This window comes from Bacillus siamensis KCTC 13613, assembly GCF_000262045.1.
Lineage (GTDB): Bacteria > Bacillota > Bacilli > Bacillales > Bacillaceae > Bacillus > Bacillus siamensis.
On record NZ_AJVF01000039.1, the window covers coordinates 836997 to 861326 of the forward strand.

General features: G+C 46.9%; 27 protein-coding genes and 1 pseudogene. 23 read left to right on the forward strand and 5 right to left on the reverse strand.

Going from position 1 to position 24330, the window contains the following annotated elements:
* The first annotated feature begins 24 nt into the window (after positions 1-24).
* The 4 genes from Y79_RS0112970 to Y79_RS0112985 all read left to right on the forward strand — a co-directional run bounded on the left by Y79_RS0112970 (position 25) and on the right by Y79_RS0112985 (position 3031).
* On the forward strand, positions 25-261 hold the full coding sequence (locus Y79_RS0112970) for a YuzB family protein (protein ID WP_007408721.1): 237 nt from the start codon (positions 25-27) through the stop codon (positions 259-261).
* 133 nt (positions 262-394) lie between these two features.
* Positions 395-1612 carry a NupC/NupG family nucleoside CNT transporter gene (locus Y79_RS0112975; protein WP_016938070.1) on the forward strand — a complete coding sequence of 406 codons (1218 nt, stop codon included), beginning with the start codon at positions 395-397 and terminating at the stop codon, positions 1610-1612.
* Positions 1613-1735: 123 nt separating this feature from the next.
* A complete protein-coding gene (gene dapF, locus Y79_RS0112980; RefSeq protein ID WP_016938071.1) occupies positions 1736-2590 on the forward strand; it encodes a diaminopimelate epimerase in 855 nt (284 codons plus the stop codon).
* A 78-nt stretch (positions 2591-2668) separates the two neighbouring features.
* Positions 2669-3031 carry a HesB/IscA family protein gene (locus Y79_RS0112985; protein WP_016938072.1) on the forward strand — a complete coding sequence of 121 codons (363 nt, stop codon included), beginning with the start codon at positions 2669-2671 and terminating at the stop codon, positions 3029-3031.
* Positions 3032-3144: 113 nt separating this feature from the next.
* Here Y79_RS0112985 and Y79_RS0112990 read toward each other — a convergent pair whose 3' ends face one another.
* Complete coding sequence (locus Y79_RS0112990) at positions 3145-3906, reverse strand: SDR family oxidoreductase (protein ID WP_016938073.1); 762 nt, start codon at positions 3904-3906, stop codon at positions 3145-3147.
* Between the two features lie 275 nt (positions 3907-4181).
* On the opposite strand from Y79_RS0112990, the pseudogene Y79_RS1000000120400 reads away from it, so the two are divergent.
* The 7 genes and pseudogenes from Y79_RS1000000120400 to Y79_RS0113025 all read left to right on the forward strand — a co-directional run bounded on the left by Y79_RS1000000120400 (position 4182) and on the right by Y79_RS0113025 (position 9151).
* Positions 4182-4720: pseudogene (locus Y79_RS1000000120400) on the forward strand (GNAT family N-acetyltransferase).
* A gap of 260 nt (positions 4721-4980) precedes the next feature.
* Positions 4981-5553: a hypothetical protein gene (locus Y79_RS0113000; RefSeq protein WP_016938075.1), complete on the forward strand. Its 573-nt coding sequence runs from the start codon at positions 4981-4983 to the stop codon at positions 5551-5553.
* Positions 5554-5618: 65 nt separating this feature from the next.
* Positions 5619-5954, forward strand: a complete 336-nt coding sequence (locus Y79_RS0113005; RefSeq protein ID WP_003151973.1) for an uberolysin/carnocyclin family circular bacteriocin — start codon at positions 5619-5621, stop codon at positions 5952-5954.
* Positions 5955-6036: 82 nt separating this feature from the next.
* Positions 6037-7692, forward strand: a complete 1656-nt coding sequence (locus tag Y79_RS0113010) for a hypothetical protein (protein WP_016938076.1) — start codon at positions 6037-6039, stop codon at positions 7690-7692.
* The gene (locus Y79_RS0113015) at positions 7685-8389 is read left to right on the forward strand and encodes an ABC transporter ATP-binding protein (protein ID WP_016938077.1); all 705 of its coding nucleotides are present in this window, start codon (positions 7685-7687) and stop codon (positions 8387-8389) included. The genes Y79_RS0113010 and Y79_RS0113015 overlap by 8 nt, the downstream gene beginning before the upstream one ends.
* Entirely contained in the window at positions 8386-8913 is a 528-nt protein-coding gene (locus Y79_RS0113020; RefSeq protein ID WP_016938078.1) for a stage II sporulation protein M, read from the forward strand. The genes Y79_RS0113015 and Y79_RS0113020 overlap by 4 nt, the downstream gene beginning before the upstream one ends.
* A gap of 16 nt (positions 8914-8929) precedes the next feature.
* Positions 8930-9151 (forward strand): DUF5970 family protein, encoded by a 222-nt coding sequence (locus tag Y79_RS0113025; RefSeq protein WP_003151978.1) that lies wholly within the window; start codon positions 8930-8932, stop codon positions 9149-9151.
* A 61-nt stretch (positions 9152-9212) separates the two neighbouring features.
* On the opposite strand, the gene guaC is transcribed toward Y79_RS0113025, so the two are convergent.
* Positions 9213-10193, reverse strand: coding sequence for a GMP reductase (gene guaC, locus Y79_RS0113030; protein WP_016938079.1), 981 nt, complete (start codon positions 10191-10193; stop codon positions 9213-9215).
* Positions 10194-10410: 217 nt separating this feature from the next.
* On the opposite strand from guaC, the gene Y79_RS1000000121515 reads away from it, so the two are divergent.
* Positions 10411-10554, forward strand: coding sequence for a hypothetical protein (locus tag Y79_RS1000000121515; RefSeq protein WP_016938080.1), 144 nt, complete (start codon positions 10411-10413; stop codon positions 10552-10554).
* Between the two features lie 40 nt (positions 10555-10594).
* On the opposite strand, the gene yumC is transcribed toward Y79_RS1000000121515, so the two are convergent.
* The gene (yumC, locus tag Y79_RS0113040) at positions 10595-11590 is read right to left on the reverse strand and encodes a ferredoxin--NADP reductase 2 (protein ID WP_007613496.1); all 996 of its coding nucleotides are present in this window, start codon (positions 11588-11590) and stop codon (positions 10595-10597) included.
* A gap of 310 nt (positions 11591-11900) precedes the next feature.
* Here yumC and Y79_RS0113050 point away from each other — a divergent pair, with 310 nt between their 5' ends.
* The 4 genes from Y79_RS0113050 (at position 11901) to Y79_RS0113065 (ending at position 14553) form a co-directional block, all read left to right on the forward strand.
* Complete coding sequence (locus tag Y79_RS0113050; protein WP_016938082.1) at positions 11901-13121, forward strand: NAD(P)/FAD-dependent oxidoreductase; 1221 nt, start codon at positions 11901-11903, stop codon at positions 13119-13121.
* Between the two features lie 174 nt (positions 13122-13295).
* The gene (locus Y79_RS1000000121295; RefSeq protein ID WP_007408708.1) at positions 13296-13421 is read left to right on the forward strand and encodes a YuiA family protein; all 126 of its coding nucleotides are present in this window, start codon (positions 13296-13298) and stop codon (positions 13419-13421) included.
* Positions 13422-13489: 68 nt separating this feature from the next.
* A complete protein-coding gene (locus Y79_RS0113060; RefSeq protein ID WP_029575317.1) occupies positions 13490-13810 on the forward strand; it encodes a YuiB family protein in 321 nt (106 codons plus the stop codon).
* 101 nt (positions 13811-13911) lie between these two features.
* Positions 13912-14553, forward strand: coding sequence for a 3D domain-containing protein (locus tag Y79_RS0113065; protein WP_016938085.1), 642 nt, complete (start codon positions 13912-13914; stop codon positions 14551-14553).
* A 29-nt stretch (positions 14554-14582) separates the two neighbouring features.
* Here Y79_RS0113065 and Y79_RS0113070 read toward each other — a convergent pair whose 3' ends face one another.
* Positions 14583-15059, reverse strand: a complete 477-nt coding sequence (locus Y79_RS0113070) for a divergent PAP2 family protein (RefSeq protein ID WP_016938086.1) — start codon at positions 15057-15059, stop codon at positions 14583-14585.
* Positions 15060-15208: 149 nt separating this feature from the next.
* On the opposite strand from Y79_RS0113070, the gene Y79_RS0113075 reads away from it, so the two are divergent.
* Both Y79_RS0113075 and Y79_RS0113080 read left to right on the forward strand, forming a co-directional pair.
* On the forward strand, positions 15209-16699 hold the full coding sequence (locus Y79_RS0113075) for a leucyl aminopeptidase (protein WP_016938087.1): 1491 nt from the start codon (positions 15209-15211) through the stop codon (positions 16697-16699).
* A gap of 131 nt (positions 16700-16830) precedes the next feature.
* Positions 16831-18159, forward strand: a complete 1329-nt coding sequence (locus Y79_RS0113080; protein ID WP_016938088.1) for a Na+/H+ antiporter NhaC family protein — start codon at positions 16831-16833, stop codon at positions 18157-18159.
* 46 nt (positions 18160-18205) lie between these two features.
* Here Y79_RS0113080 and Y79_RS0113085 read toward each other — a convergent pair whose 3' ends face one another.
* Positions 18206-18799, reverse strand: coding sequence for a biotin transporter BioY (locus Y79_RS0113085; protein WP_016938089.1), 594 nt, complete (start codon positions 18797-18799; stop codon positions 18206-18208).
* A 99-nt stretch (positions 18800-18898) separates the two neighbouring features.
* Here Y79_RS0113085 and Y79_RS0113090 point away from each other — a divergent pair, with 99 nt between their 5' ends.
* From Y79_RS0113090 to Y79_RS0113110, 5 genes are all read left to right on the forward strand, one after another.
* Positions 18899-19495, forward strand: a complete 597-nt coding sequence (locus Y79_RS0113090; RefSeq protein ID WP_016938090.1) for a sulfite oxidase-like oxidoreductase — start codon at positions 18899-18901, stop codon at positions 19493-19495.
* Between the two features lie 169 nt (positions 19496-19664).
* Positions 19665-20534, forward strand: coding sequence for an alpha/beta hydrolase (locus Y79_RS0113095; RefSeq protein WP_016938091.1), 870 nt, complete (start codon positions 19665-19667; stop codon positions 20532-20534).
* A gap of 135 nt (positions 20535-20669) precedes the next feature.
* Positions 20670-21455 (forward strand): 2,3-dihydro-2,3-dihydroxybenzoate dehydrogenase, encoded by a 786-nt coding sequence (locus Y79_RS0113100; RefSeq protein WP_016938092.1) that lies wholly within the window; start codon positions 20670-20672, stop codon positions 21453-21455.
* A gap of 23 nt (positions 21456-21478) precedes the next feature.
* Positions 21479-22675, forward strand: coding sequence for an isochorismate synthase DhbC (dhbC, locus tag Y79_RS0113105; RefSeq protein WP_016938093.1), 1197 nt, complete (start codon positions 21479-21481; stop codon positions 22673-22675).
* 18 nt (positions 22676-22693) lie between these two features.
* Positions 22694-24319 carry a (2,3-dihydroxybenzoyl)adenylate synthase gene (locus tag Y79_RS0113110; RefSeq protein ID WP_016938094.1) on the forward strand — a complete coding sequence of 542 codons (1626 nt, stop codon included), beginning with the start codon at positions 22694-22696 and terminating at the stop codon, positions 24317-24319.
* The last annotated feature ends 11 nt before the right edge of the window (positions 24320-24330 follow it).

The window sequence follows — 24330 nt, forward strand, 5'->3', positions numbered from 1 at the left end:
GGTACATATGTGAGGTGAAACCGCATGAATCCGATGATTGAATTCTGTGTCAGCAATTTAGCGCGCGGTTCCCAGGAAGCACTTGAGATCTTAGAGAAGGATCCGAACTTGGACGTGCTTGAATATGGCTGTTTAAGCTATTGCGGGAAATGCATGGAATCCCTGTTCGCCTTGGTTAACGGCGAAGTGGTCACGGGAGGCACGCCTGCTGAATTGGTTGACAACATATATACATTCATAGAAGAAAATCCGATGTTTTAATCAGAGGCTCCGAACGGGCCTCTTTTTTTATGCGCCCCGGGATTTGGCAAAATAAAAAATTTGTAGACAGCAAAAATAAATATTGTTATCTTAATAAAGACTTTTTTTAAATAAAATTTTAGAGGTGGATTCATTGAATATCGTTTGGGGGCTGCTCGGGGCAGTTGCTATATTAGCCATTGCTTTTTTGTTATCAGAGAAGAAAAGCAAAATTAAACTGCGAACCGTCATTGTCGGTTTATGTTTACAAATGGCCTTCGGATTCATCGTATTAAAGTGGGACGCCGGCCGGGCCGTATTTTTATGGTTCTCAAGCCGTGTGCAGCTTCTTATTGATTATGCGAACGAAGGCATCAGCTTTATTTTTGGCCCGCTGTTAAAAGTGGGCAGCAGCCCGGCTTTCGCGCTGAGTGTTCTGCCGGTCATTATCTTTTTCTCAGCGCTGATTGCGGTTTTGTATCACCTGAAAATCATGCAGCTTATTTTTCGCGTCATCGGAGGCGGACTGTCAAAGCTTCTTGGGACAAGCAGAACAGAATCGCTTGCGGCGGCTGCGAATATTTTTGTCGGACAGTCTGAATCACCGCTTGCCATTAAACCGCTGATTGCGGGATTGACCCGTTCCGAGCTGTTTACGATTATGACGAGCGGCCTTTCGGCTGTAGCGGGTTCGACGCTTTTCGGATACGCCCTGTTAGGCATTCCGATCGAGTACTTGCTGGCGGCCAGCTTCATGGCGGCTCCTGCCGGTCTCGTGTTCGGAAAAATATTAATACCGGAAACAGAAAAAACGCAGACGGTTAAAGGTGACTTTAATATGGACGAAGAAGGCGAAGGCGCCGCTAATGTGATCGATGCCGCGGCAAAAGGCGCGTCCACCGGCCTTCAAATTGCGCTAAACGTCGGCGCCATGCTGCTTGCGTTTGTCGCGCTCATCGCCGTAGTGAACGGAATTCTCGGCGGAATCGGCGGCTGGTTCGGTTTCAAACATATTACATTAGAATCCATTCTCGGTTACGTGTTTTCACCGATCGCATTTGTTATCGGCGTTCCTTGGCATGAAGCGCTGGGAGCGGGAAGCTATATCGGACAAAAGCTTGTGCTGAATGAGTTTGTCGCTTATTCCAACTTCGGTCCCCATATTGCGGACTTTTCTAAAAAAACGTCTACGATTATCAGCTTTGCGCTGTGCGGATTCGCCAACTTCTCTTCCATTGCGATCATGCTCGGCACATTGGGCGGTTTGGCACCAAGCCGCCGTTCGGACATCGCGCGCCTCGGGTTAAGAGCGGTTATTGCGGGAACACTCGCTAACCTTCTCAGCGCGGCGATTGCCGGCATGTTTATTTAGTAAACGATAAAAGCTCCCTGCATATGCAGGGAGCTTTTATGTATGAAAAACGGGGGATATTTGTATTGTGTCCGAGGGGAAGAGCTTTTATACTAAGTAAAAGAAAAAAAGTTGGAGGCCGATATGAATTCATTCCGTTTTACCAAGATGCACGGTCTTGGAAACAGTTATATATATGTTAATCAATTCGAAGAACAGCTGCCGGAAGAACGGCTGGCTGAGATTGCCGTTAAAGTGTCCAGCATTCATACGGGCATCGGTTCTGACGGCATGATCCTCATCTGTCCGTCAGAAAAAGCGCCCGTCAAAATGCGGATTTTTAATAATGACGGTTCAGAAGGAAAAAATTGCGGCAACGGCCTTCGCTGTGTGGCAAAGTATGCATACGAACATAAGCTGACAGAAGAAACGTCCTTTTTCATTGAAACGCTCTCAGGTCTTGTGAAAGCAGACATTACGGAGGACAACGGGATAGTGCGTGAAGTCGCCGTTGATATGGGCGAACCCCGCCTGACCAAAAAAGAGCTGCCGATGCTAGGCAATGAAGATGAACGGACGATCGATGAGACCTTTGTTTTTGGAGAGACGGAGCTTTCAGGAACTGCCGTATCAATGGGAAACCCCCATATTGTCTTTCCGGTTGAAGATATCAGTCAAGCGCCTCTTACAACGCTCGGCCCCGTCATTGAAAAAGACCCGAGATTCCCGGAAGGCGTCAATGTCGAGTTTGTGGAAACCGTCAGCGCGGATGAACTTCATTTCCGTGTATGGGAACGCGGGTCCGGCATTACACAGGCTTGCGGAACAGGCGCCTGTGCGGCGGCTGTCGCATCCGTATTGAACGGTGTCTCTGAACGAAACCGGGATATCACCGTTCATTTAGCGGGAGGCGACCTTGTGATTAATTGGCAGGACAATGGGCACGTGCTGATGACAGGTCCCGCCGAAACCGTATGCAGCGGCGTCTATTATTTGTAAAACAGCTCGTTTGAGAAATACGCTTCTCAAGGTTTATAATAGACATCAGTATTCGTTTTTAAAAAAGGAGGTCTACCTATGAGTGTTCCAGTAACCATCACTGAAGCAGCAGCTTTGCATATAAAAGATATGATGAAAGAGCATGAAGAAGAAAACGCGTTCCTCCGTGTGGGCGTAAAAGGCGGCGGCTGCAGCGGCCTGTCTTACGGAATGGGATTTGAGCATGAAAAAGGCGAAAAAGACAGCATGTTTGAACAGCACGGAATCACCGTTTTGGTCGACAGCGACAGCCTCGATATTATGACCGGCACGATCATCGACTTCAAACAGTCCATGATGGGCGGCGGCTTCACCATTGACAACCCGAATGCCATCGCTTCCTGCGGCTGCGGATCTTCTTTCCGCACGGCCAAAAACGCCGGTACGCCGGAAGAGTGCTAGGGCTCAACCTGCCATTCTTAGGATGAAAAAATATAACGTCTATCTTAACAATGGCGTTTGTTTAATAAAAGCAAAACCCGCTCAACAGAAGCGGGTTTTCTTTTTCAAAGATGTTATTCAATTGTATGTTTCATTGCATTGTACATATTTGCCGTGTGTTCATCGGCTTTATCCCGGGACATGCGCAGCCGTTCCACAGAAGAACCATATCCGATTTCAAGTTTGCCCTCTTTAAGTCCTTTAAAAATCCCATCAGCGAATTCATCCAGCGGTTCTCCTTGCGTATGCAGTCCTGCTCCGCCTAAATCTGTATTGACTGCCGGAGGCGCAACTTCAATCACTTCTACAGCTGAATCAGAAAGCTGGTGTCTCAGACTCATTGTAAATGAATGAAGCGCCGCTTTCGTTGCTGAATAGATCGGTGCAATGGCAAGCGGTGTAAAAGCCAATCCCGAAGAGACGTTAATGACAGCCGCATCTTCTTTTCCGGCAAAAAACGGAGCGAACAGCATAGACAGGTGGAAGGGAGCTTCAATATTCGTTGTGATTTCTTTATTGAAATAGTCCCAATTGTCCTTCGCATCCGCTTTCAGCACATGAAAACGTTGTTGAATCCCCGCGTTGTTGACTAACACATTCACTTCCGGATAGTTCTCTGTCACCCAATCAAACAGTGATACACGTTCAGATGGAATGCTCAAATCACTGACATAGGTAATAAGATCCGGAAATGTTTCCTTTGCTTTTTGAAGAGCATGTTCACGCCGTCCGGTCACGATGACTTTATTTCCCGCTTTTAAAAATCGTTCTGCAAAAGCCAATCCTATTCCGGCATTTCCGCCTGTAATCAGTATTGTATTTCCCGTCAGTTTCATATGAACTCCTCTTTTCCAATTGTTTTACATTTCTTTGATAACATTTCAGCTGCAATCCAATCAATATATTTTTTGGGATCTTCGGGAAACCCGCCAAAACTATTCTTTCCTTGTCACAATATGATGATACGGCTTAAAGTGCGGTTTAAGTCAACAAAAGAACCTTTTCCGGTCAAATTCTGGGATCTTTATTGATGCGATAAAGCGTACCGTACAACATGGGAAAAAGGCAATTAAAAAACGTTTCTGATTAAAACAAAAGGACGGCGATGCATATGCAGGAAGGAAACAGCGTTGATATCAGGCTGCTCAGCCTGAATGATGCAGAGCAGGAACTGGTTTTGCAGACGAAAACCGCATGTTTTTTGAACGGTTTGCCATGTCGAGACAAGAGGATTTTTATACGCTGGAAGGCCGGAAAAAACGAATTGAACAATCACTGAAGAATGCGGAAAATGACACAGAATACAGCTTCGGCATTTTTCTTCAGGATCAGACCCTGATTGGCACGATCAGCCTTTTTCAGGTGGTTCGGGGCGACATCCAAAGCGCTTTCATCGGGTGCTTTTTAGATGGCAAACATAACGGAAAAGGCGATGCGACGAAGGCTGTCAAGCTGGCAGCCGATTATGCATTCAATGAGCTGAAACTGCATCGGATAGAAGCCGGAGTCATGCCGCACAATAAGGCGTCAATCCGTGTGCTCGAAAAAGCTGGGTTTCATAAAGAAGGCATTGCGAGAAAAAATGTAAAAATAAATGGAAGATGGGAAGATCATCAGGTGCTGGCGGTCATACATCCGGAGGATACATAGCGATATCCTCCTTTTTTGGATCCTGTGTCTCATTCCGCAGGTCATTCTCTCTATATCTCAAATCCATTGTCCAAATCATACTATTTGCAAATTCAGAAAAAAATAAAGGGTATATAGCATTAAAAACTATGAAAAATATCCTCTTTAACAACACGTTCTAAAGTCATATTTTTCGAAAGGATATTGATTTTTTGATAGGAATAAACTAAATTGTAAAAGTATAGAATAGTTCATTTATTTTGTAAGAAAAGGATGATAATATGATAGGTCAATTGAGCAATAAAAAAATATTTTTAAGTTCTTTTTTCATCATTTTGATCTGTTCATTACTCTTCCAATTCAGTATTTCAGATAAAGTGCTGCAGTCTTATTACTCTTCTGTCGGAGAAAATACCTACGATATCGGGGAGAAAAGTGTTCGTACGATTGTCATGTTTCTGCAAGGGTTTATGATCTTCACCACTTTTGTGGAAATCCTGATAGGCGGGTTTCTGTTATTCGTTGCCGCTTTTATTCTCGGTACAAAAAAACCGAAAAAAATATATTTGCTTCTATATACGCTGACTTCTTTAATCTCAGCATTTAAAATGTTGATTCTGTCAGTTGTTAACTACTTAACGGCTGATTCCTCACTTATATATTCTGCCGGCGGCACCAAACTGAGTTTACAGCTGCTGGATCCATTTCTGCTTCTGTCAATCGCGGCTCTTTATGCTGCCGCAGGAAAACTTACCGATCTCAGCAAAGGAAAGAGAATCATTTTAACTGGATGTTTTGTTTTATTAAAACTCTTCACTATCTTCTTTAATTATTTTATGGCGGATAAAATTTAGCTCGGGAGAGAGTCAATTAAGCTGAATTTTATTATATATTAAAAACAGAGCAGGGGGATGTTAAGATGAACTTAGTAAAATCTAATAAAAAATCTTTTATTTTGTTTGGCGCGGCTCTTGCTGCAGCGACGTTGGTTTATGCACTTTTATTAACTGGCACTGAATTAAATGTGGCGGCGGCTCATGCATTCTCAGCCAATGCTGAATTAGCTTCGACTCTCGGTATCTCTACAGCAGCAGCTAAAAAAGCAATTGATATCATTGATGCGGCTTCAACAATTGCTTCTATCATTTCTCTCATCGGTATCGTTACAGGCGCAGGCGCGATTTCTTATGCAATCGTTGCAACAGCAAAAACAATGATTAAGAAATACGGCAAAAAATACGCAGCTGCTTGGTAAAATCGATCGATAAATAATTGCTCTTTTTGTACAAGCTGCAAAAAGAGCCTCTCTCCCAAATACATATGTAAGGATTGAAAGTATGATAGTCAGACAAATTACAGCTCTTATCAAATATAATACCCTGTCGTCGTTCCGCAAAAAAAAGGAAGATTGGGGAATTCCTCAACTCAACGGCAAACTGCTTTCTGCCATTATTATTTCTCTGTTATGTGTTTATCTTATTTTACTGGGATGCGGCGTTGTATTCGGGACAAAACTGATTCAGCTTCCTATCAGCGCGTGGGGGCAATTTGTTTTAATCGCCGTTTCATTGGAGCAGCTTTTTTGGGCTGCCGGCTTCTTTAAAGAACATCAAAATGCTTTTCTGCTGGATACGCGCAAGGTCATTCATCAATTAAAAAAGGTTCGTTTTTTACAGCTGTTTTCAGTTTTTACCGGCCAGGCGATCAAAAAAACCATTTTCGTATGGTATCTTTTTGTTTTTCCGGTCTTTTTGTTTTTAACCGGCGCAGGCATGGCTGGATCTGCAGCGGTCATCGTATTTTTCCTGGGCTTCGTTTATTTTCTTCTCAATTTATTTTTATCTATGCTGTTTTCTTACGTTGTTTATCTTCTTACGAATATGTGGAGCAAATGGTTTTACTTGAAAATCATGAAGGGCATTTTATTCAGCGTCAGCCTGCTGGTGCCGCTGGCAGTGGGGTATGCCGTTTATCTTCTCGTGTTTGGGGAGTATACGGTAAAGGACATTTCCGGATTTACGGAGTCGCCGGCTTTCCGGAACATCCTCATGAATACACCGTATGTATGGCTGGTATTCCGCTCAGATTCCGTGCTCGTTTTCGCAGCAGTATTTGCAGCCGCCGTCCTTTTTACGGCTGGACTGTTTAAGCTGTGGGCGGCTACCCTGAAGAAAATGGATCTTATTCCTTATATGTTTTTGACAAACGCGGCTTTTGCACCAAAGCTTAAATTATATAGGAATAACAAAATATTTCATGCCGTTTTTCAAAAGGACCTTCTGTTTTTAACGAGAATTGACGGGTTTTTTATCAGGAATTTCGGCAGTATGCTTTATTTGTTCATGCTGTTTTTAGGTTTTTGTGTTCCGCTGCTTTCTCATCATTTTACCGGGTATTCGGCAGCTGCCATCGTATCCGCCGCGGTTATCATTGCGAACTTTTCGTATCAGCTCGTCGGGGACGCGCTCAAAACCGTATTATCCGTTGACGGAGAAATAAAAAATCAGCATCTGTTTCACCGGAATATCAAGCATGCGTGGCAGCTCGTGTTTCCGAAAGTATGTATTTATAATCTTGCGGCTCTTATCTATTCATTCATCATGACCATTTTGATTACGGTGTTTTTTCCGTCCTCCGCTGCGCTGACGGTCTACCTGTTTATTGTATTTTTATGTTCGGGTTTTTTATACAGTCTCGTTCAGATTTCAAGCACCGCCTTGTACCCTAAAAAAAACTGGGAGCATCTGTACGAAATCGGAGAAGCCGGGAAAGCAAAGACGTACAACAACTTATACGGTTCTTTGATTTTCATTGTGTCGCTTCAAATTGCTGCGATCACGTCATATTTTATTTATAAAAAGCCGGAACTTGAAACGCTGCTTATTCATTCTGCATCAGGTATATTTGTCCTGTTCACACTATTAAACTATGGAGTCATGTTTCTGTTTCTTCGCAGAATTAATATGGCGGAAAGGTTTGCGAACAATGATTAAATTAGTGAATATACAAAAAAACTATAGTGAAAAACAGGTGTTAAAGGATATTTCCTTTGAGGTGAAAAAAGGCTCAATCTACGCTTTGCTCGGGACCAATGGAGTCGGGAAAACAACGACTTTGAAAATCATTTCGGGCCTGCTTAAACCGACGTCAGGCTGCGTCGTGATTGACGGTAAAGAAATAGATTCAGAAGAGGGGGGGCAAATATCGGCTGATATCGGTTTTGTGCCCGACCATGCTTTTTTATATGATTACTTAACGGGAGTCGAATACTTGCGTTTTACAGCGGAGATGTTTCAAGTGCCGTCTCAGCGGACAAATGATTATATAAAGAATATGTTAGAGACGCTGAAGCTTTCACAAGACGGAAATCAGCTGATTAAAACCTATTCACACGGAATGAAACAAAAACTATCAATCGCTGCCGCGCTCATTCATCAGCCTAAGATCTTAATCCTTGACGAGCCGCTGACGGGCATTGATTTAATCAGCGGCAAAACGATACGGACGTTATTGAAGGAGTACGTCAAACAGGGGAATACGGTCCTGTTATCGACTCACCTGCTGGAACTGGCGCATTCGTTGTGCGATACGATCGGTATTATCCATGACGGCGTTTTTGCGGCGGAGTATCAGTCATCCGAGCATTCATTAGAAGAAATCGAAGAAATGGCTGAGCGTATCTATACATGATGAACCGCATTTTGCCGGCAATCAGAACGTCCGCCATTCCGTTAACCGCGTCATTGCTGTTTTTTTCAGGCGGTGCAATCGCTGCGGTTTTTACCGATCACTTTGTATCATCAGCGTCTTATAATGGCTCGTCAGGCGCGGTTGAATTGTTAAAAAATAATGCAATCGCTTGTCTGTTTTTAGCGGCAGGTTTTTTTACTTTTGGGTTGACCTCAATCTTTTATTTATTCACCAACGGGTTTATTTTAAGCGGCTCTATTATCGAAAATCTGCATAGCGGGGTTCCTTTTTATCAGATTTTTTTACTGCTAATTCCTCATGGTATATTTGAAGTTCCTGCGTTATTATTGAGTGGCGCCATTGGTTTTAAAGGCGTTGATTTGGTCATCAGGCTGTGTTTTTCTAAAGAGAGAAGGATAATAGCTTCAATGTTCAGGCATATCGGAATATTGGTGCTGTTTATTATTTGTCTGCTGATCGCTGCCGCCATTATTGAAGCTTACATCACACCAATTTTTAAGTAAAAGGGGCAGAAATCATATGAGAAGTAAATTATCATTAATCGGTGTGCCGATTGTTATGATTATCGGTTATATCATTTCTTTATCCTTTGAGTGGCTGTTTCCTGTTCTTACTTTTGGAGTGGCAGGACTGTATCTCTTTATATTTGCTCCGGTGCAAAATAAATTCATCCGTTACATCTTTTTGTTTATTTTTGTGATTAATCTGTTGGCCAGTGCGGCTCTTTATTTTGGTATTTAATAAAAAAATGACATTCATGTTGAATGTCATTTTTTTTATTTTCGAGCGGCTCTGCTGTGGGTTAAAATCTGTCGCCGTTGAAAATTGAGTTTTTTACGATTACGTAGTCGACATTGCGGATGGCTTCGAGTTTATTGCCGCCGGCGTAAGAGATGGAAGACTGCAGATCCTGCTCCATTTCAATCAGCGTATCCTGCAGAGATCCTTTATGCTCAACATGCATTTTTTTGCCCTCGACGTTTTTCTTTTCGCCTTTTTGAAATTCGGAAGCGGAGCCGAAATATTCTTTGTACAGCTTGCCGTCGATTTCGATCGTTTGTCCCGGTGATTCTTCGTGGCCGGCGAATAATGATCCGATCATGACCATAGACGCGCCGAAACGGATGGACTTTGCAATATCGCCGTGCGTGCGGATGCCGCCGTCAGCAATGATCGGTTTGCTTGCCGCTTTTGCACACCAGCGAAGCGCGGCTAATTGCCATCCGCCGGTTCCGAAGCCGGTTTTAATTTTTGTGATGCATACTTTCCCGGGCCCGATCCCCACTTTTGTCGCGTCAGCGCCCGCGCGTTCCAGTTCCCGTACAGCTTCAGGCGTCCCGACATTCCCTGCAATGACAAAGCTTTCCGGCACATGTTCTTTAATAAATTGAATCATGCTGATCACGGCATTGGAATGGCCGTGCGCGATATCAATGGTAATATAATCCGGTACAAGCTCCTGTGCTTTCAGCTCGCGGATGAATTCATAATCGTTGTCTTTCACGCCGACGCTGATCGAGGAAATCAGTCCGCGTGCTTTCATATCCTGGACAAAGGCCAGGCGTTTTTCCGGCTCGAAGCGGTGCATGATATAAAAATATCCGTTTTCCGCGAGCCAGGCCGCGATGTTTTCATCTATAATCGTCTGCATGTTGGCCGGTACGACCGGAAGTTTAAATGTGTGTCCGCCCAATGTAACTGATGTATCACATTCAGATCGGCTGTTTACAACGCATTTTGCAGGAATCAGCTGAATATCTTCGTAATCAAATACATTTTCCATAAATAACACCCCTAAAAGCGAATGATAAAATTATAATTAAATTAAAATGTTCGTCTTTTTATAATGTACTTTGTTTTGTCAGGAATGTCAAATGATTTCATGCTGCCTCATACGCCGTCAGCTTGTCATCTTTTTGCAGTTTGGTTATCATAGTAGTATTGGGTGTTGTAAGACATTTGTTACGATAGATAGATTTGCAAAGAAGGGAGGGGCCGGTATGGAACAAAAACAGCCCGGGCACAGCCCGAAAGCCCAGAAAATTCAGGACCGGATTATTTTAGGCACGATTTGGGTCGTGTCGGCGCTTGTGATTGCGCTCGTTGTCGGAACCGTCATGAATTATATGTGGATCTTTAAATAAAAAAGAGTCTGTGCCGGTATGACACAGACTCTTTTTTATATTATTTTTCAAACATGCTTGTAGAATGCAGTGGCTGGACGCGCGCTTTCGGGTCCATGTAAGCCTTCGCGTTGTTTACGGCTGTCGGAGCTTCGCCGAAACCGCTCGCGATCAGCTTGACTTTGCCTTCATATGTGCAGATATCTCCGGCGGCAAAGAAGCCTTCGATATTGGTTTCCATCGTGCTTTTGACGACGATGGAGTTTTTCTCGATTTCAAGACCCCAGTTTTTAATCGGGCCGAGGGAAGAAACAAAGCCGTAGTTTACGATCAGGTCATCAATTTCAATGATTTCTTTGCGGTCGCCTTTCACTTCTTCGAGAACGAGCTGTTCGATCCGGTCTTCACCGACAAGTTCAGCCGGAACAAACGGTGTCAGCACGTTGACTTTAGAATTGTGCAGGTTTTCGACACTGTGCTCATGCGCGCGGAATTTATCACGGCGGTGGATGATGCTGACTTCTTTGGCGATTGGCTCAAGCATGAGCGCCCAGTCAACAGCGGAATCGCCGCCGCCCAGAACGGCAACGCGTCTGCCGGCGAATTGATTGAGGTCGTCAATGAAGTAGTGCAGGTTTTTGCCTTCATATTGCTCCGCTGATTCCAGCTCAAGCTTTCTCGGCTTAAACGCGCCGTTTCCCGCGGTGATAATGACCGTTTTTGAATAATGCGTTTCTGAATTCGTGACAAGCTTAAACACACCGTCAGCCTGTTTTTCAACAGATTCAACGGCCTGCTCTAAGCAGATGGTCTGATCGAACTTTGCCATTTGCTCTTTTAAGTTGTTCACAAGTTCTTGGGCGCGGATTTTCGGGAATCCGGCTACATCATAAATATATTTTTCAGGGTACAGCGCGCTGAGCTGGCCGCCAAGCTGAGGCAGGCTCTCGATGATTTTGACGCTCGCCTGTCTCATTCCCCCGTAAAAAGCGGTAAACAGGCCGACCGGGCCGCCGCCGATGACCGTAATATCATAAACCTTTGAATCCTCTTGCATACCAAATTGCCTCCTAATTGAAAATTGTTATTAATTATAACATAGAATTTGAAAGGATGACGAGTGCCGAAAACCGCCCGGCCGCTTCATTCTTGAAAAAAATTGCGCCTGCCGCTAATATGGGGACAAATTCCAATCCGTTTTTTCCTGAATGTTTTCCGATGCTTCCGGATAGTATGGTGATATGCAGACATGTGCGGTTTTCTAAAAAATTTATAATTCATTTCATAAAATCCCGCCAATAAGCTGAAGCTAATACAAATGTTGATTTGATTATGCGTCTAACAGCAAAAAAAAGAAGGTGGATGTGATGGCATTGAATAAACCCAAAATCGTGGTTTTAGGTGCAGGTTATGGTGGATTAATGACAGTAACAAGGCTTCCGAAGCATATCGGGGCAAATGACGCCGAAATCACTTTGGTCAATAAACACAATTATCATTATGAAACGACATGGATGCATGAAGCGAGCGCAGGAACGCTCCACCATGACCGCTGCAGATATCAAGTGAAAGATGTAATTAATGATTCACGGGTCAAATTTGTGCAGGATACCGTAAAAGCAATAGATGTGCAAAATAAAAAGGTGACGCTTTCACAAGGGGACATCCCTTATGATTATCTCGTTATCGGGCTGGGCGCTGTCCCTGAAACATTCGGGATTAAAGGCTTAAAAGAGTTCGCCTTTCCGATCGCTAATATTAATACGTCACGTCAGCTGAAAGAGCATATTGAGCTCCAATTTGCGACATACAATACGGAGGCCGAAAAACGCCCCGACCGCTTAACCATCGTCGTCGGCGGAGCGGGCTTTACGGGAATTGAATTTCTCGGTGAACTTGCGAACCGCAAGCCGGAGTTATGCAGAAATTATGATATAGATGATAGTCTCGTCCGGATCGTCTGCGTCGAAGCCGCTCCGACGGTTCTGCCGGGATTTGACCCGGAGCTTGTCGATTACGCCGTTCAATACCTTGAGAGCAAGGGTGTTGAGTTTAAAATCGGCACCGCGGTTCAAGAATGCCGCGCGGACGGTGTCACAGTCGGCAAGAAGGATGAAGAGCCTGAAGAAATCAAATCGCAGACCGTTGTCTGGGCCGCAGGCGTACGCGGACATCCGATCGTGGAGGAAGCGGGTTTTGAAAATATGCGCGGCCGCGTCAAAGTCAATCCCGATCTTCGGGCGCCCGGCCATGATAACGTTTTTATTCTCGGCGACAGCTCGCTCTTTATTAATGAAGAGACGGAACGGCCGTACCCGCCGACTGCTCAGATCGCGATGCAGCAAGGAGAAACCGTGGCCAAAAACCTGGGCCGTCTGATTAAAGGAGGCCAGCTTGAAGAGTTCAAGCCGGACATTAAAGGAACCGTCGCTTCCCTCGGTGAGCATAACGCGGTCGGTGTCGTATACGGCAGGAAGCTCAAAGGCACGCCGGCGTCCTTTATGAAAAAGGTGATTGACAACCGTTCGTTATTTATGATCGGCGGACTCGGCCTGACACTGAAAAAAGGGAAGTTTAAATTCTTCTGAAAAACCCGCAGGAGCGGGTTTTTTCTTCTTTCAAAAAAGAGCGTTATATAAAGCATGTAAGAGAAAAAAACGAATGTTTCCGCTTACATGAAATGATTCGTTACATATTCTGACTTGGTGCTTGACAAGTAAATATGATATATTATCAGAAAATTAAGAAAAAGGGTGATCCGCATGAAAACGACAGCAAAAAGCACGGCGGCGTGTCCGTTCTGCTCAGGTAAAGGGTATTTTCAATTGCTTCTTGGCGGCTCCGAGACATGTCCCTCCTGCCAGGGAAGCGGCAAAGAGAGACGCTGAATTTTCCAGACGTTGACTTTTTTACCGCCCCCGAGGTACACTGAAAGTGCTGTAGGGGGTGGATGTTTGTGATTAGTTTGCCGGTGGTCCTGATCTCAATCGTACTATTTTTCGTACTGTTTTTCGGCATTGGCTTTCTGTTGAACATGCTGCTGAGAATGTCGTGGATTATGGCTGTTGTCTATCCGATTGTATGCCTTTTCATTATCAGTAATAAAAAGATGATCAGTTACGTGCAGGCGCCGGGGGAATCATTTCAAAGCCTGTTTCAGCGGATCATGTCATTAGCGGCTGCGGATGTCGTGATTTTGGCAGGCGGACTGGCGGGAGCGATCATGTCAGGCATTGCCATAAAGGCGCTGAGAAAAAGAGGATATCAAATGTTTTAAGCCGCTTTCTTATTCAAAGAAAGCTTTTTTTGTGCCTCGGCGCTTTTTGTATAGCACCTCACCGGGTTGGGAACACTGACTCGGAGGAGAGTGATTTCAGATTGACGATAATCAGACGCGTATTCATGATTGCGCTTTTTTTGGGCGCATGCCATGCGACATACTTTTCCATAACGGGTGTTGAAGCAAAGGATCTGACAAATTGGATGACGGAACATCGCGGCGCCGTTTTGAAAAACATCGGCACTCCGTTTCAGTCCTTACAGAATCAGCCGGAAAAGCAGGCATCAGGCAAGGTAAAACCGCTGGAAGAGGCTTTTGACTGGGAACGCTATCCGTCAAAAAAGGTGACGGCCACCGGTTATACCGCAGGAGCGGAATCTACGGGGAAATCTCCGGGTCATCCGCAGTATGGAATTACATATTCAGGCGTGAAGGTCAAACGCGATTTATATTCAACAGTGGCTGCCGATCCGTCTGTTTTCCCGATCGGGACGATTCTGTTTATACCGAATTACGGATATGGGGTTGTCGCCGATACCGGCTCGAAAATTAAAGGCAGCCGTCTGGATCTCTACTTTGACACCGTAAAGGACGTCTATAACAACTGGGGCAAAAAAACACTTGATGTCTACATTGTCAAAAAAGGGAACGGCAAAGTGACCGAGGACGAACTTGTAAAGCTGAACGAAACAAAGTCACTTCAAGTCTTCAGAAATCAATACAAAACGGTAAAAGAATAAAAACGCTTCAGCATCCGCTGAAGCGTTTTTTACATAAAGAAATAATTTAAAATCAGTGTCAGTACAATGCCGGTGACGCCGCCGAAGAACACTTCGATCGGCTGATGGCCGAGCAGTTCTTTCAGTTTCTTCTGTTTTTCTTTCTCTTCCGCTTTCTGAAAGTCCTTCGCTTCGCTGACAAACCGATTAAAGTCGATGACCAGTTTATTAATGACCGTCGCCTGTTCACCCGCATGCCGCCTGACACCGGTAGCGTCAAACATCGTAATGACGGCGAAAATCGCGGCGACTGCAAACAGAGGCGAGTCCAGTCCCTGTTCCAAAGCGACTCCGGTTGACAGCGCGGTGACGGCGGCGGAATGGGAGCTCGGCATGCCGCCGGTGCTCGTCACAAGAGACCAGTCAAGTTTTTTGGATACGATAAATTGAATAGGCACTTTTACAACTTGGGCAAAAATAATGGCAGCAAAACTCGCCAGTAAAGGAAAATTCATAAATACATCCATATGCGACATCCTTTCTGTATCTGCGAAAGTCCGATCATATCGAAAAACTGCAGAAAACGCCCTTAGTTTGGTAAAATAAAATCAATGGAAAAATGTTTTTTCATTATACCACTTTACATAACAAATACCCACATAAGGAGTGTGTACTCATGTTTTATGCATCTGATCAATTGCGGCATCCCGAAACCCTGGTCATCGGTCTTTTTCAAAAAAGCATGCTGAGCGGATTTACGAAGGAATTAGATGATAAACTGGATGGACATTTGACACAGCTGTTAAAGGACGGTGATGTGTCTGCCAAACGCAATCGTGTATCAAAAGTATACCCTCCGGCTGCGACGGGTATGAAACGTATTTACTTTATCGGCTTGGGAAGGGAAGCGGATTATTCGTTTGAAGATGCGAAAGAATGCTTCGCACGCGTGTTTCAGCAGATTCACCAAGATAAAAAACAAGAAGTATCCGTTCTGCTTGATACGTTCGTCTCCGGTGAAGTGCCTGCCGCCGATGCCGCTCATGCGCTTTCGGAAAGCTGTCTGCTTGCGGTTTATGAGGTGCAGGATTATAAACATAAATCGAATGAGCCGGATCAGGAACTGACTTCCGTCTGCGCCGTGACCGAAGAAGACTTGAGGGAAGTGCAGGCCGGCCTGAACGTCGGCGCGGCATACGGCCAAGGGACGAATTCAGCCCGCACGCTTGTGAACATGCCGGGAAATATGCTGACGGCCACCGATTTGGCGTCATATGCAGCTGAGCTTGCGGCAAAATATGATTTTGAGTGTGAAATTTTAGAAAAAGAAGAAATGGAAGAGCTCGGAATGGGCGGGCTGCTAGCCGTTAACAAAGGCTCATCCGAACCGCCGAAAATGATCGTTCTGAAGTATCAGGGCAAAGATTATTGGGAAGATGTCATCGGCCTGGTCGGAAAAGGAATTACCTTTGATACCGGCGGATATTCAATTAAGCCGAAAACCGGCATCGTCGGCATGAAAAGCGATATGGGAGGGGCGGCTTCGGTATTGGGCGCAATGGAAATTATCGGCGAACTGCGGCCTGAACAAAACGTGCTAGCCGTCATTCCGTCTACGGACAACATGATCTCGTCTGATGCCATGAAGCCGGATGACGTCATCGTTTCGCTCAGCGGAAAAACCATTGAGATTCTGAACACCGATGCGGAAGGCCGCCTCGTGCTTGCCGACGGCATCACATATGCCAAGCAGCACGGAGCCTCTGTCCTCGTAGACGTCGCAACGTTAACGGGCGGTGTCATTGTCGCCTTAGGAAACGAAATGACGGGCGCCATGACCAATCACGCCGGGTTTTATAAGCAGGTGGCAGAATCGGCGAAGGAATCCGGAGAGCCGATCTGGCAGCTTCCGATTACAGAAAAGGATAAAAAACGCGTGAGAAACAGTCAGATGGCTGATTTGAACAATTCTCCGGGAAGAGAAGGCCACGCGATTATGGCGGGCACATTCATTGGTGAATTCGCGGAAAACACCCCGTGGGTTCATCTCGACATTGCGGGAACCGCGACGGCGAATAAAGCGACATGCTTCGGCCCTGCCGGCGCAACAGGCGTCATGGCAAGGACGCTGGCCGTTTTGACTGAGCGGTTTACGCCTGAAAGATAACAGCACCCGCTGCCTTGATGCAGCGGGTTTTTTGATTTCCAAAATCTTTAGTTGACTAAAGCGCAGAATGTATGTTAACTTTAATTATCTACTACATTAGCAAACTAAAGGATTTTTGGAGGGACTCATCAATGAATGCTGTTGTTGTCGCAGTATTGCTTATGCTCGTCTTAAGCCTGCTGCGTGTCAATATTATTATAGCTTTAATGATCGGAGCGCTTGCCGGCGGACTGACAGGGGGCTTAGGCCTTGGAGAGACGGTGAAGGCTTTTACTGACGGTCTCGGCGGAAATGCCACCGTCGCGGTCAGCTACGCGCTGCTCGGAGCATTTGCCGCGGCGCTGACAAAGACGGGGCTTCCCGATGCAATGGTCGAAGCGTCTGTCAAACTAATCGGTAAAAAGGAAGATTCGCGGAAAAAAGCACTGTCTAAAGTGTTAATCGTACTGATTATTTTAATCATATCCTGTTTCTCGCAAAACGTGGTGCCCGTTCACATTGCGTTTATTCCGGTATTAATTCCGCCGCTTTTAAAAATATTTAACGAACTTGAAATGGACCGCAGGCTGGTCGCGTGTGTGATGACATTCGGACTGACTGCGCCGTACATTGTTCTGCCGATCGGATTCGGACAGATTTTCCAGGGGATGCTGAGAGATAATATGGCATCAGCCGGTTTAAAGGTGCCGCTCAGTGATATCCCGTATGCTTTAATCATCCCGACGGCGGGGATGGTAGTCGGTTTAATTTTATCCGTCATCGTCTTCCGCAAACCGAAGAAATATGAGACGAAGGAGATTGCCGGATTATCGTCTTCTCCTTATACGAAAAAAAGCATTGCGATCGCCCTGTTCTCCATTGCCGTGTCGCTTGCCGTTCAGCTCTACCTGTCACAGGTGCTCGGAGTGGAAGGCATGATCATGGGCGCGCTCGCCGGCTTGTTTACGCTGTTTATCAGCGGAGTCATGAAGCGCAATGAAGCGGATAAGCTGATCACAGACGGTATGATTCTGATGGCCTTTATCGGTTTTGTTATGCTCGTTGCGGCCGGTTTTTCAAATGTATTGAACAAAACGGGGGATGTGGCTTCCTTGGTCAAAGCATCAACAGGCTTTATCGGCCACAGCCAATCGTTAGGCGCGCTCCTGATGCTGATCGTCGGTTTATTAATCACAATGGGAATCGGATCGTCATTTGCAACCGTCCCGGTCATTACGACTATATTTGTTCCGCTGTGCGCTCAGCTCGGATTCAGCCCGATGGCGACGATCGCCGTAATCGGAGCGGCTGCTGCAGTCGGTGATGCAGGTTCTCCTGCAAGTGACAGTACGCTCGGGCCGACGTCAGGCCTCAGCGCCGACGGACAGCACCACCACATTTGGGATACGTGCGTCCCGACATTTATTTTCTATAACATTCCGCTTGTCATATTCGGCTGGATTGCCGCAGTTGTCCTGTAAAAAAAGGCTCCCGGAAAGGGGAGCCTTTTTGAATGCTTGAAAAAACTTACGCCGGATTTCGATTGAAGCCCGTCGCTTTATGAATGGACCTGTAAACGGCAGGCGCGACAGATGCCAATAACAATGCTAAAATGATATCTTTTATGAAAAACCAAATCATATAAAACCAGGCCATTCCGTAGCTGATCGGAGCATGAAGCCATAATTTCAGCGCAATATACGTATAGGTCGTGCCAATGAGATAAATAACCGCGGTACCGATCAAAGAGGCCCATGCATAATGCAGACGGCCGGGTTCTTTTGTCTTTTCCAGCAGCCAGCCGGCTGCAAATGCCGCCGGGATGTAAGCAAGAATAAATCCCCCGCTCTTACCGATAAACGGCGCAAAGCCTGCTGAGAATTGGGCGAAGATGGGAGCCCCCGCGAGTCCGGCCAATGCGTATACCGTCATTGCAATGGCGGCCCGTCTTGCGCCGAGAAGCATCGCGGCTAACAGACAAAAGAAAGGCTGCAGCGAGAGCGGAATTCCCGCAACTTGCAAAAAGGGAGCCATTGATGTAATGTTGGCGCCGATGGCCATCAGTGCGGCAAACATGCCGATAAGCGCCATATCGCCCGCGCGAAGGTTGCGTTGTTTCATTTGTTTTTCCCCCTTACACTTGTACCAGATTAGCGTAATCGAAGGATGATTAATTGTCAACATGAATTTTATATAGGTTTACTAAATGGAGGGAGCCATATGTTTTTCGGGAAAACGAAACAAACAGGACAGTCGGATCGGATTCCGCCAAACCAAAATGTCACAACGAAGTTTCCCGTGCTTCACGCCGGAAATGTTCCTTATTATGAAGATATGTCAAAATGGAACCTGCAGGTGTACGGGCTTGTCGACCGTCCTATGCTGTTAAGCTTTGAAGATATTAAAGCCTTTCCGAAAGCCGAATTGAAAAATGATATTCATTGCGTCACGGGCTGGTCCCGTCTTGATAACGTCTGGCAGGGCATACGCGCGAAAGACATCGCTGAGAAAGCGGGTGTGCACAAAGAAGCCGGTTTCGTCATTTTGCACGCTGAAGAGGGCTGGACGGCCAATCTGCCGCTTTCTGATTTTACACGGGAGACATCCCTGCTGGCATATGCGCATAATGGCGAGCCGTTAACGCCCGAGCACGGCTATCCGCTCAGAGGCGTTTTCCCCCATCTTTATTTTTGGAAAAGCGCCAAATGGCTGCGCGGCATTCAGTTCACAAATGAAAACCACCCCGGCTTTTGGGAGAAAAACGGCTACCATATGAGGGGAGATCCATGGAAAAATCAGCGCTTTACATGGGATTAAACACATATCATCATATAGTTCTTAGGTACCTTATTGAAATAAGGTGCTTTTTTTATATCCAAAATCCATTGACTTTGTTTGGCAAAAAACCTATTATTTGAGGTGTCTTTTGATATTGAAAATCATTATCAATAAGCGGAGCGAATGTCATAGAGGAGATGAACTCATAATGGACGGAAAACAAACAAAGCGGGGTTTCGCGCAGGCCGGACGATACGCGATTCCGGGTACAGAAGTAAGAGAAATGCGTTCAAAAGGAGGCCGTACGTATCGTATCTTTGTCTCTTTTCCTCAGGAAGAACCGCCTCCATCCGGCTTTCCCGTCATCTATCTGCTTGATGCGAATTCCGTGTTCGGTACAATGGCCGAAGCTTTGCGGGTGCAAAGCCGCCGGCCGGAAAAAACAGGCGTTGTCCCGGCGGTGATTGTCGGAATCGGCTACCCGACTGATCAGCCGTTTTCCGCCGAACGCCACAGTGATTTTACGATGCCGCTCTCTGAATCAGAACTGCCGGTGCATCCGCGCGGCGCGGCATGGCCCGAACAGGGAGGAGCGGAAGCGTTTCTGGCATTTATAGAAGAAGCAGTAAAGCCCGCGGTGGAGCGGGATTATCCGATCGACAGAGACAGGCAGACGATTTTCGGCCATTCGCTGGGCGGTCTTTTTGTGCTGCAAGTGCTTTTGACGAGACCGGACATGTTCCAGACCTATGTTGCCGGGAGTCCGTCAATTCACTGGAACAAACGTTTTATTCAGGAAGAAGCGGATCGTTTGTCAGACCGGCTCTCTGAGGACAATCTTCAAGTCAGCGTACTGCTGGCAGCGGGAGAAATTGAAAAGACACATAAAAGCAGAATTCCGCAGCACGCAGAGGCGCTGTATTCTGTACTATCCGAGTTTGAAAGTGGCGGAGTCCGCGCTGAATACCGCGAGTTTGAAGGAGAGGGCCATATCTCTGTCCTGCCCGTTTTAATCAGCAGGGCCCTGCGTTTCTGCCTGAATCCGGGAGGGCCGCATACCTCGTATTCTCCTGCCTGAGAAAAAACAGGCCCTTCGAACTAAATACGGCTGATTCTAATTTTCTAATTGACGGAGTGTTTTGATTTGGATATGATTGTCTTGAATCATAATTGATAATGATAATCATTATCAATATAGGGAGGGAATGATAATATGGACGCATTGGGAATGAGAGGGAAAACGGCGGTTGTCACCGGCGCCGCTCAAGGCATCGGAGAAGCAACAGCGCTCGCCCTTGCTGAACAAGGCGTAAATGTGGCTGCTATAGATAAGAACGAAGGCCTGCTTCGGGGGCTTACTGACAGACTCCGGGAAAAAGGCGTGCAGGCGCAGGCTTTCGCAGCAGATGTATCAGACAGTGCGGCTGTCAATGATATCATCGCCGCCGTTGAACACGACATGGGTCCTATTGAAATATTGGCGAACGTTGCGGGCGTGCTGCGGCCGGGGCCGGTGCATTCCCTCAGTGATGAAGAGTGGGATCAAACATTTTCAGTTAATACGACCGGTGTATTTCATGTGTCACGGGCTGTCAGCCGATACATGATGGAGCGGAAAAAAGGCGCCATCGTAACGGTCGGTTCAAATGCAGCCGGAGTTCCGCGTGCTTCCATGGCGGCTTATGCGGCGTCGAAAGCGGCAGCCGTCATGTTTACGAAATGCCTCGGGCTGGAGCTTGCGGCCTATCATATCCGCTGCAACATCGTATCTCCCGGCTCAACGGAAACCGACATGCAGCGTGCGCTGTGGCGGGATGAAAACGGAGCACAGGACGTTATCAGAGGTTCGCTTGATACATATAAAACGGGAATTCCGCTTCAAAAGCTGGCAAAGCCTTCTGATATTGCAAATGCCGTTTTGTTTCTGGCCTCTGAACAGGCAAGCCATATCACGATGCATGATTTATGCGTGGATGGCGGCGCTACTTTAGGCATTTGATGTAACGAGAAGGAGGGACAATCATGACAAATCAACATTTATTGACGGAAGTGTCTGCAAAAGAGGTGCTGGACGCTTACAAGCCCGGAGCGTTCTTTTTAGCTTCCCCGAAAAGTACGCTCCTTGCAGAATGTGTGTTTGCAAAAGTGCCGGATGCAGACGCGGAGAATCAGCTGGACTCACTGCCTGAACGTGTGAGACAGACGCTTCTTGAGGCAAAGCAAGCCGGCATCAAACATCCGATTGCGGCCGGCGCCATTCCGTTTGACGGGAGAAAAGCTTCGCGGCTTTTTGTACCGAAAGCCGTCCTAACGGCAGGGCCGCTTTCGTTTACGGAAGCTTCCGCAGAAAAACCCCAAGCGAATACATATGACATCCGGCCCGTTCCTGACCCTGAGGACTTTATGAGCGGTGTGGAACAAGGCGTTTTAAACATTACGGACGGTCCGCTCAGCAAGATTGTACTGTCAAGGACGCTGCATCTGACCGCTGAAAGAGATATCGACATTCCCCAGGCCGTCAAGCATTTGGCGCAGCACAACCCGCGCGGCTATACATTCGCTGCAGATGTGACGGGAACGTCAGAAACAAGAAAAACGCTTTTTGGCGCGAGTCCTGAACTGCTTCTGTCGAAAAACGGAACATCGATTCTGTCCAATCCGCTGGCAGGTTCTAGACCGCGAAGCACAGATCCCGAAGAGGATCAGAGAAGAGCGGAGGAACTCCTGCAATCAGCTAAAGACCTGCATGAACATGCCGTAGTCGTTGCCGCAGTTGCCGCCGCACTTAAACCATTCTGCCGTGTGCTTGATGTGCCGGAAAAACCGTCACTCATTAAAACTGAGGCGATGTGGCACTTGTCCACCGAGGTGAAGGGAGAGCTTAGTGATCCCTCAACTACATCGCTTGAGCTGGCCATCGCTCTTCATCCGACGCCGGCTGTATGCGGAACGCCGACGGATGCGGCGAGAGAAGCGATTCAAAATATTGAGCCGTTTGACCGCAATTTCTACACGGGAATGGCGGGCTGGTGTGATGCTGAAGGTGACGGAGAATGGATTATCGCACTTCGCTGCGCCGAAGCGGAAACAAGGTCTCTCCGGCTCTTTGCGGGTGCCGGGATTGTCGCCGGATCAAAGCCGCAGGACGAATTGGACGAGACATCTGCGAAATTCCGCACCATGCTCCGGGCGATGGGGCTTTATCAAGATGAGATGTAAAAAAGGAGGAAACAGATCGTGCTGACTGGATTTACGCCATGGCCGGAAGAATGGGCTGACAAATACCGCAAAGACGGCTGCTGGAAGGGTGAAACTTTCGGAGGGATGCTGAAAGAGCGCGCGGCTTTATACGGAGATCAAACTGCCGTGACGTGTAAAGGTGTACATTGGACCTACAAAGAATTGGATGAAAGGGCCGACCGTTTGGCGGCGGGACTGCACAAGCTCGGAATTCAAAAGGAAGACCGCGTTGTCGTTCAGCTGCCGAATATCGCTGAGTTTTTTGAAGTGATTTTTGCGCTGTTCCGGCTCGGGGCGCTGCCCGTCTTCGCGCTGCCTTCTCACAGAAGCAGTGAGATTACGTATTTCTGCGAGTTTGCGGAGGCGAAAGCATACATCATTCCTGATACGCATTCAGGCTTTGATTACAGAGCGCTTGCCAGACAGGTGAAAGACAAACTTCCGGCTTTGGCGCATGTCATTGTGGCCGGCGACGCTGAGGAATTTCAGGAACTGAGCAGCCTGCATAGAGAGCCCGTCCAGCTGGAAGACGTCAGCCCGTCGGAAGTCGCCTTTTTACAGCTTTCAGGAGGCAGTACGGGGCTGTCCAAGCTGATTCCGAGGACACACGATGATTACATATACAGTCTGCGCCTCAGTGCGGAAATATGCGGCTTGGATCATCACAGCGTTTATTTAGCCGCTTTGCCGACAGCGCATAATTATCCGCTCAGCTCACCCGGTGTGCTGGGAACTTTATATGCCGGGGGCCGGGTTGTTCTGTCACCCGCGCCGAGTCCGGATGACTGCTTCCCGTTAATTGAAAAAGAGCGTGTCACGATTACAGCGCTCGTCCCGCCGCTTGCGATGGTGTGGATGGAAGCATCCGCTTCGCGACGTGATGATTTATCAAGCCTTCAAGTGCTTCAAGTTGGAGGCGCCAAATTCAGCGCTGAAGCGGCCCGCCGTGTGAAAAACGCTTTCGGATGCACTCTTCAGCAGGTTTTCGGAATGGCGGAAGGATTGGTGAATTATACGAGACTGGATGATCCCGAGGAGATCATTGTCAATACGCAAGGCAGACCGATGTCACCATTTGATGAGGTGCGGGTTTTAGATGATGACGGACGGGACGTGGCTCCCGGAGAAACCGGACATTTGTTTACACGCGGCCCTTACACGATTCGCGGATATTATAAAGCGCCTGAACATAATAAAAGATCATTCACAGATGACGGCTTTTATCAGACCGGCGATCTCGTCAAACTGACGGCGGACGGTTATATCGTCGTCGAAGGACGCGCGAAAGATCAAATCAACCGGGGCGGCGAAAAGATTGCCGCTGAAGAGGTGGAAAATCACCTTCTGGCTCATCCTGCTGTTCATGATGCGGCCATGGTTTCAATGCCGGATGATTTTCTCGGAGAGCGGTCCTGTGTGTTCGTCATTCCGAAAGGAGAAGCGCCGAAACCGGGAGAGCTGAAAGCGTTTTTACGGGACCGCGGGCTGGCGGCATATAAAATTCCCGACCGGGTTGAATTTATCGCTTCTTTCCCAAAAACCGGCGTCGGCAAGGTCAGCAAAAAGGACCTTCGCGAAACGATCGCCCAAAAATTGAAGCCTGCTGAAATCAAACAATCATAAAAAGGAAGTGT

What these genes read in the sequence shown, in the direction of transcription:
- Y79_RS0112970 (WP_007408721.1), top strand. Translation starts at nt 25, where the DNA reads ATGAATCCGATGATTGAATTCTGTGTCAGCAATTTAGCGCGCGGTTCC.
- dapF (WP_016938071.1), top strand. Translation starts at nt 1,736, where the DNA reads ATGAATTCATTCCGTTTTACCAAGATGCACGGTCTTGGAAACAGTTAT.
- Y79_RS0112985 (WP_016938072.1), top strand. Translation starts at nt 2,669, where the DNA reads ATGAGTGTTCCAGTAACCATCACTGAAGCAGCAGCTTTGCATATAAAA.
- Y79_RS0112990 (WP_016938073.1), bottom strand. Translation starts at nt 3,906, where the DNA reads ATGAAACTGACGGGAAATACAATACTGATTACAGGCGGAAATGCCGGA.
- Y79_RS0113000 (WP_016938075.1), top strand. Translation starts at nt 4,981, where the DNA reads ATGATAGGTCAATTGAGCAATAAAAAAATATTTTTAAGTTCTTTTTTC.
- Y79_RS0113005 (WP_003151973.1), top strand. Translation starts at nt 5,619, where the DNA reads ATGAACTTAGTAAAATCTAATAAAAAATCTTTTATTTTGTTTGGCGCG.
- Y79_RS0113010 (WP_016938076.1), top strand. Translation starts at nt 6,037, where the DNA reads ATGATAGTCAGACAAATTACAGCTCTTATCAAATATAATACCCTGTCG.
- Y79_RS0113015 (WP_016938077.1), top strand. Translation starts at nt 7,685, where the DNA reads ATGATTAAATTAGTGAATATACAAAAAAACTATAGTGAAAAACAGGTG.
- Y79_RS0113020 (WP_016938078.1), top strand. Translation starts at nt 8,386, where the DNA reads ATGATGAACCGCATTTTGCCGGCAATCAGAACGTCCGCCATTCCGTTA.
- Y79_RS0113025 (WP_003151978.1), top strand. Translation starts at nt 8,930, where the DNA reads ATGAGAAGTAAATTATCATTAATCGGTGTGCCGATTGTTATGATTATC.
- guaC (WP_016938079.1), bottom strand. Translation starts at nt 10,193, where the DNA reads ATGGAAAATGTATTTGATTACGAAGATATTCAGCTGATTCCTGCAAAA.
- Y79_RS1000000121515 (WP_016938080.1), top strand. Translation starts at nt 10,411, where the DNA reads ATGGAACAAAAACAGCCCGGGCACAGCCCGAAAGCCCAGAAAATTCAG.
- yumC (WP_007613496.1), bottom strand. Translation starts at nt 11,590, where the DNA reads ATGCAAGAGGATTCAAAGGTTTATGATATTACGGTCATCGGCGGCGGC.
- Y79_RS0113050 (WP_016938082.1), top strand. Translation starts at nt 11,901, where the DNA reads ATGGCATTGAATAAACCCAAAATCGTGGTTTTAGGTGCAGGTTATGGT.
- Y79_RS1000000121295 (WP_007408708.1), top strand. Translation starts at nt 13,296, where the DNA reads ATGAAAACGACAGCAAAAAGCACGGCGGCGTGTCCGTTCTGCTCAGGT.
- Y79_RS0113070 (WP_016938086.1), bottom strand. Translation starts at nt 15,059, where the DNA reads ATGGATGTATTTATGAATTTTCCTTTACTGGCGAGTTTTGCTGCCATT.
- Y79_RS0113075 (WP_016938087.1), top strand. Translation starts at nt 15,209, where the DNA reads ATGTTTTATGCATCTGATCAATTGCGGCATCCCGAAACCCTGGTCATC.
- Y79_RS0113080 (WP_016938088.1), top strand. Translation starts at nt 16,831, where the DNA reads ATGAATGCTGTTGTTGTCGCAGTATTGCTTATGCTCGTCTTAAGCCTG.
- Y79_RS0113085 (WP_016938089.1), bottom strand. Translation starts at nt 18,799, where the DNA reads ATGAAACAACGCAACCTTCGCGCGGGCGATATGGCGCTTATCGGCATG.
- Y79_RS0113090 (WP_016938090.1), top strand. Translation starts at nt 18,899, where the DNA reads ATGTTTTTCGGGAAAACGAAACAAACAGGACAGTCGGATCGGATTCCG.
- Y79_RS0113095 (WP_016938091.1), top strand. Translation starts at nt 19,665, where the DNA reads ATGGACGGAAAACAAACAAAGCGGGGTTTCGCGCAGGCCGGACGATAC.
- Y79_RS0113100 (WP_016938092.1), top strand. Translation starts at nt 20,670, where the DNA reads ATGGACGCATTGGGAATGAGAGGGAAAACGGCGGTTGTCACCGGCGCC.
- dhbC (WP_016938093.1), top strand. Translation starts at nt 21,479, where the DNA reads ATGACAAATCAACATTTATTGACGGAAGTGTCTGCAAAAGAGGTGCTG.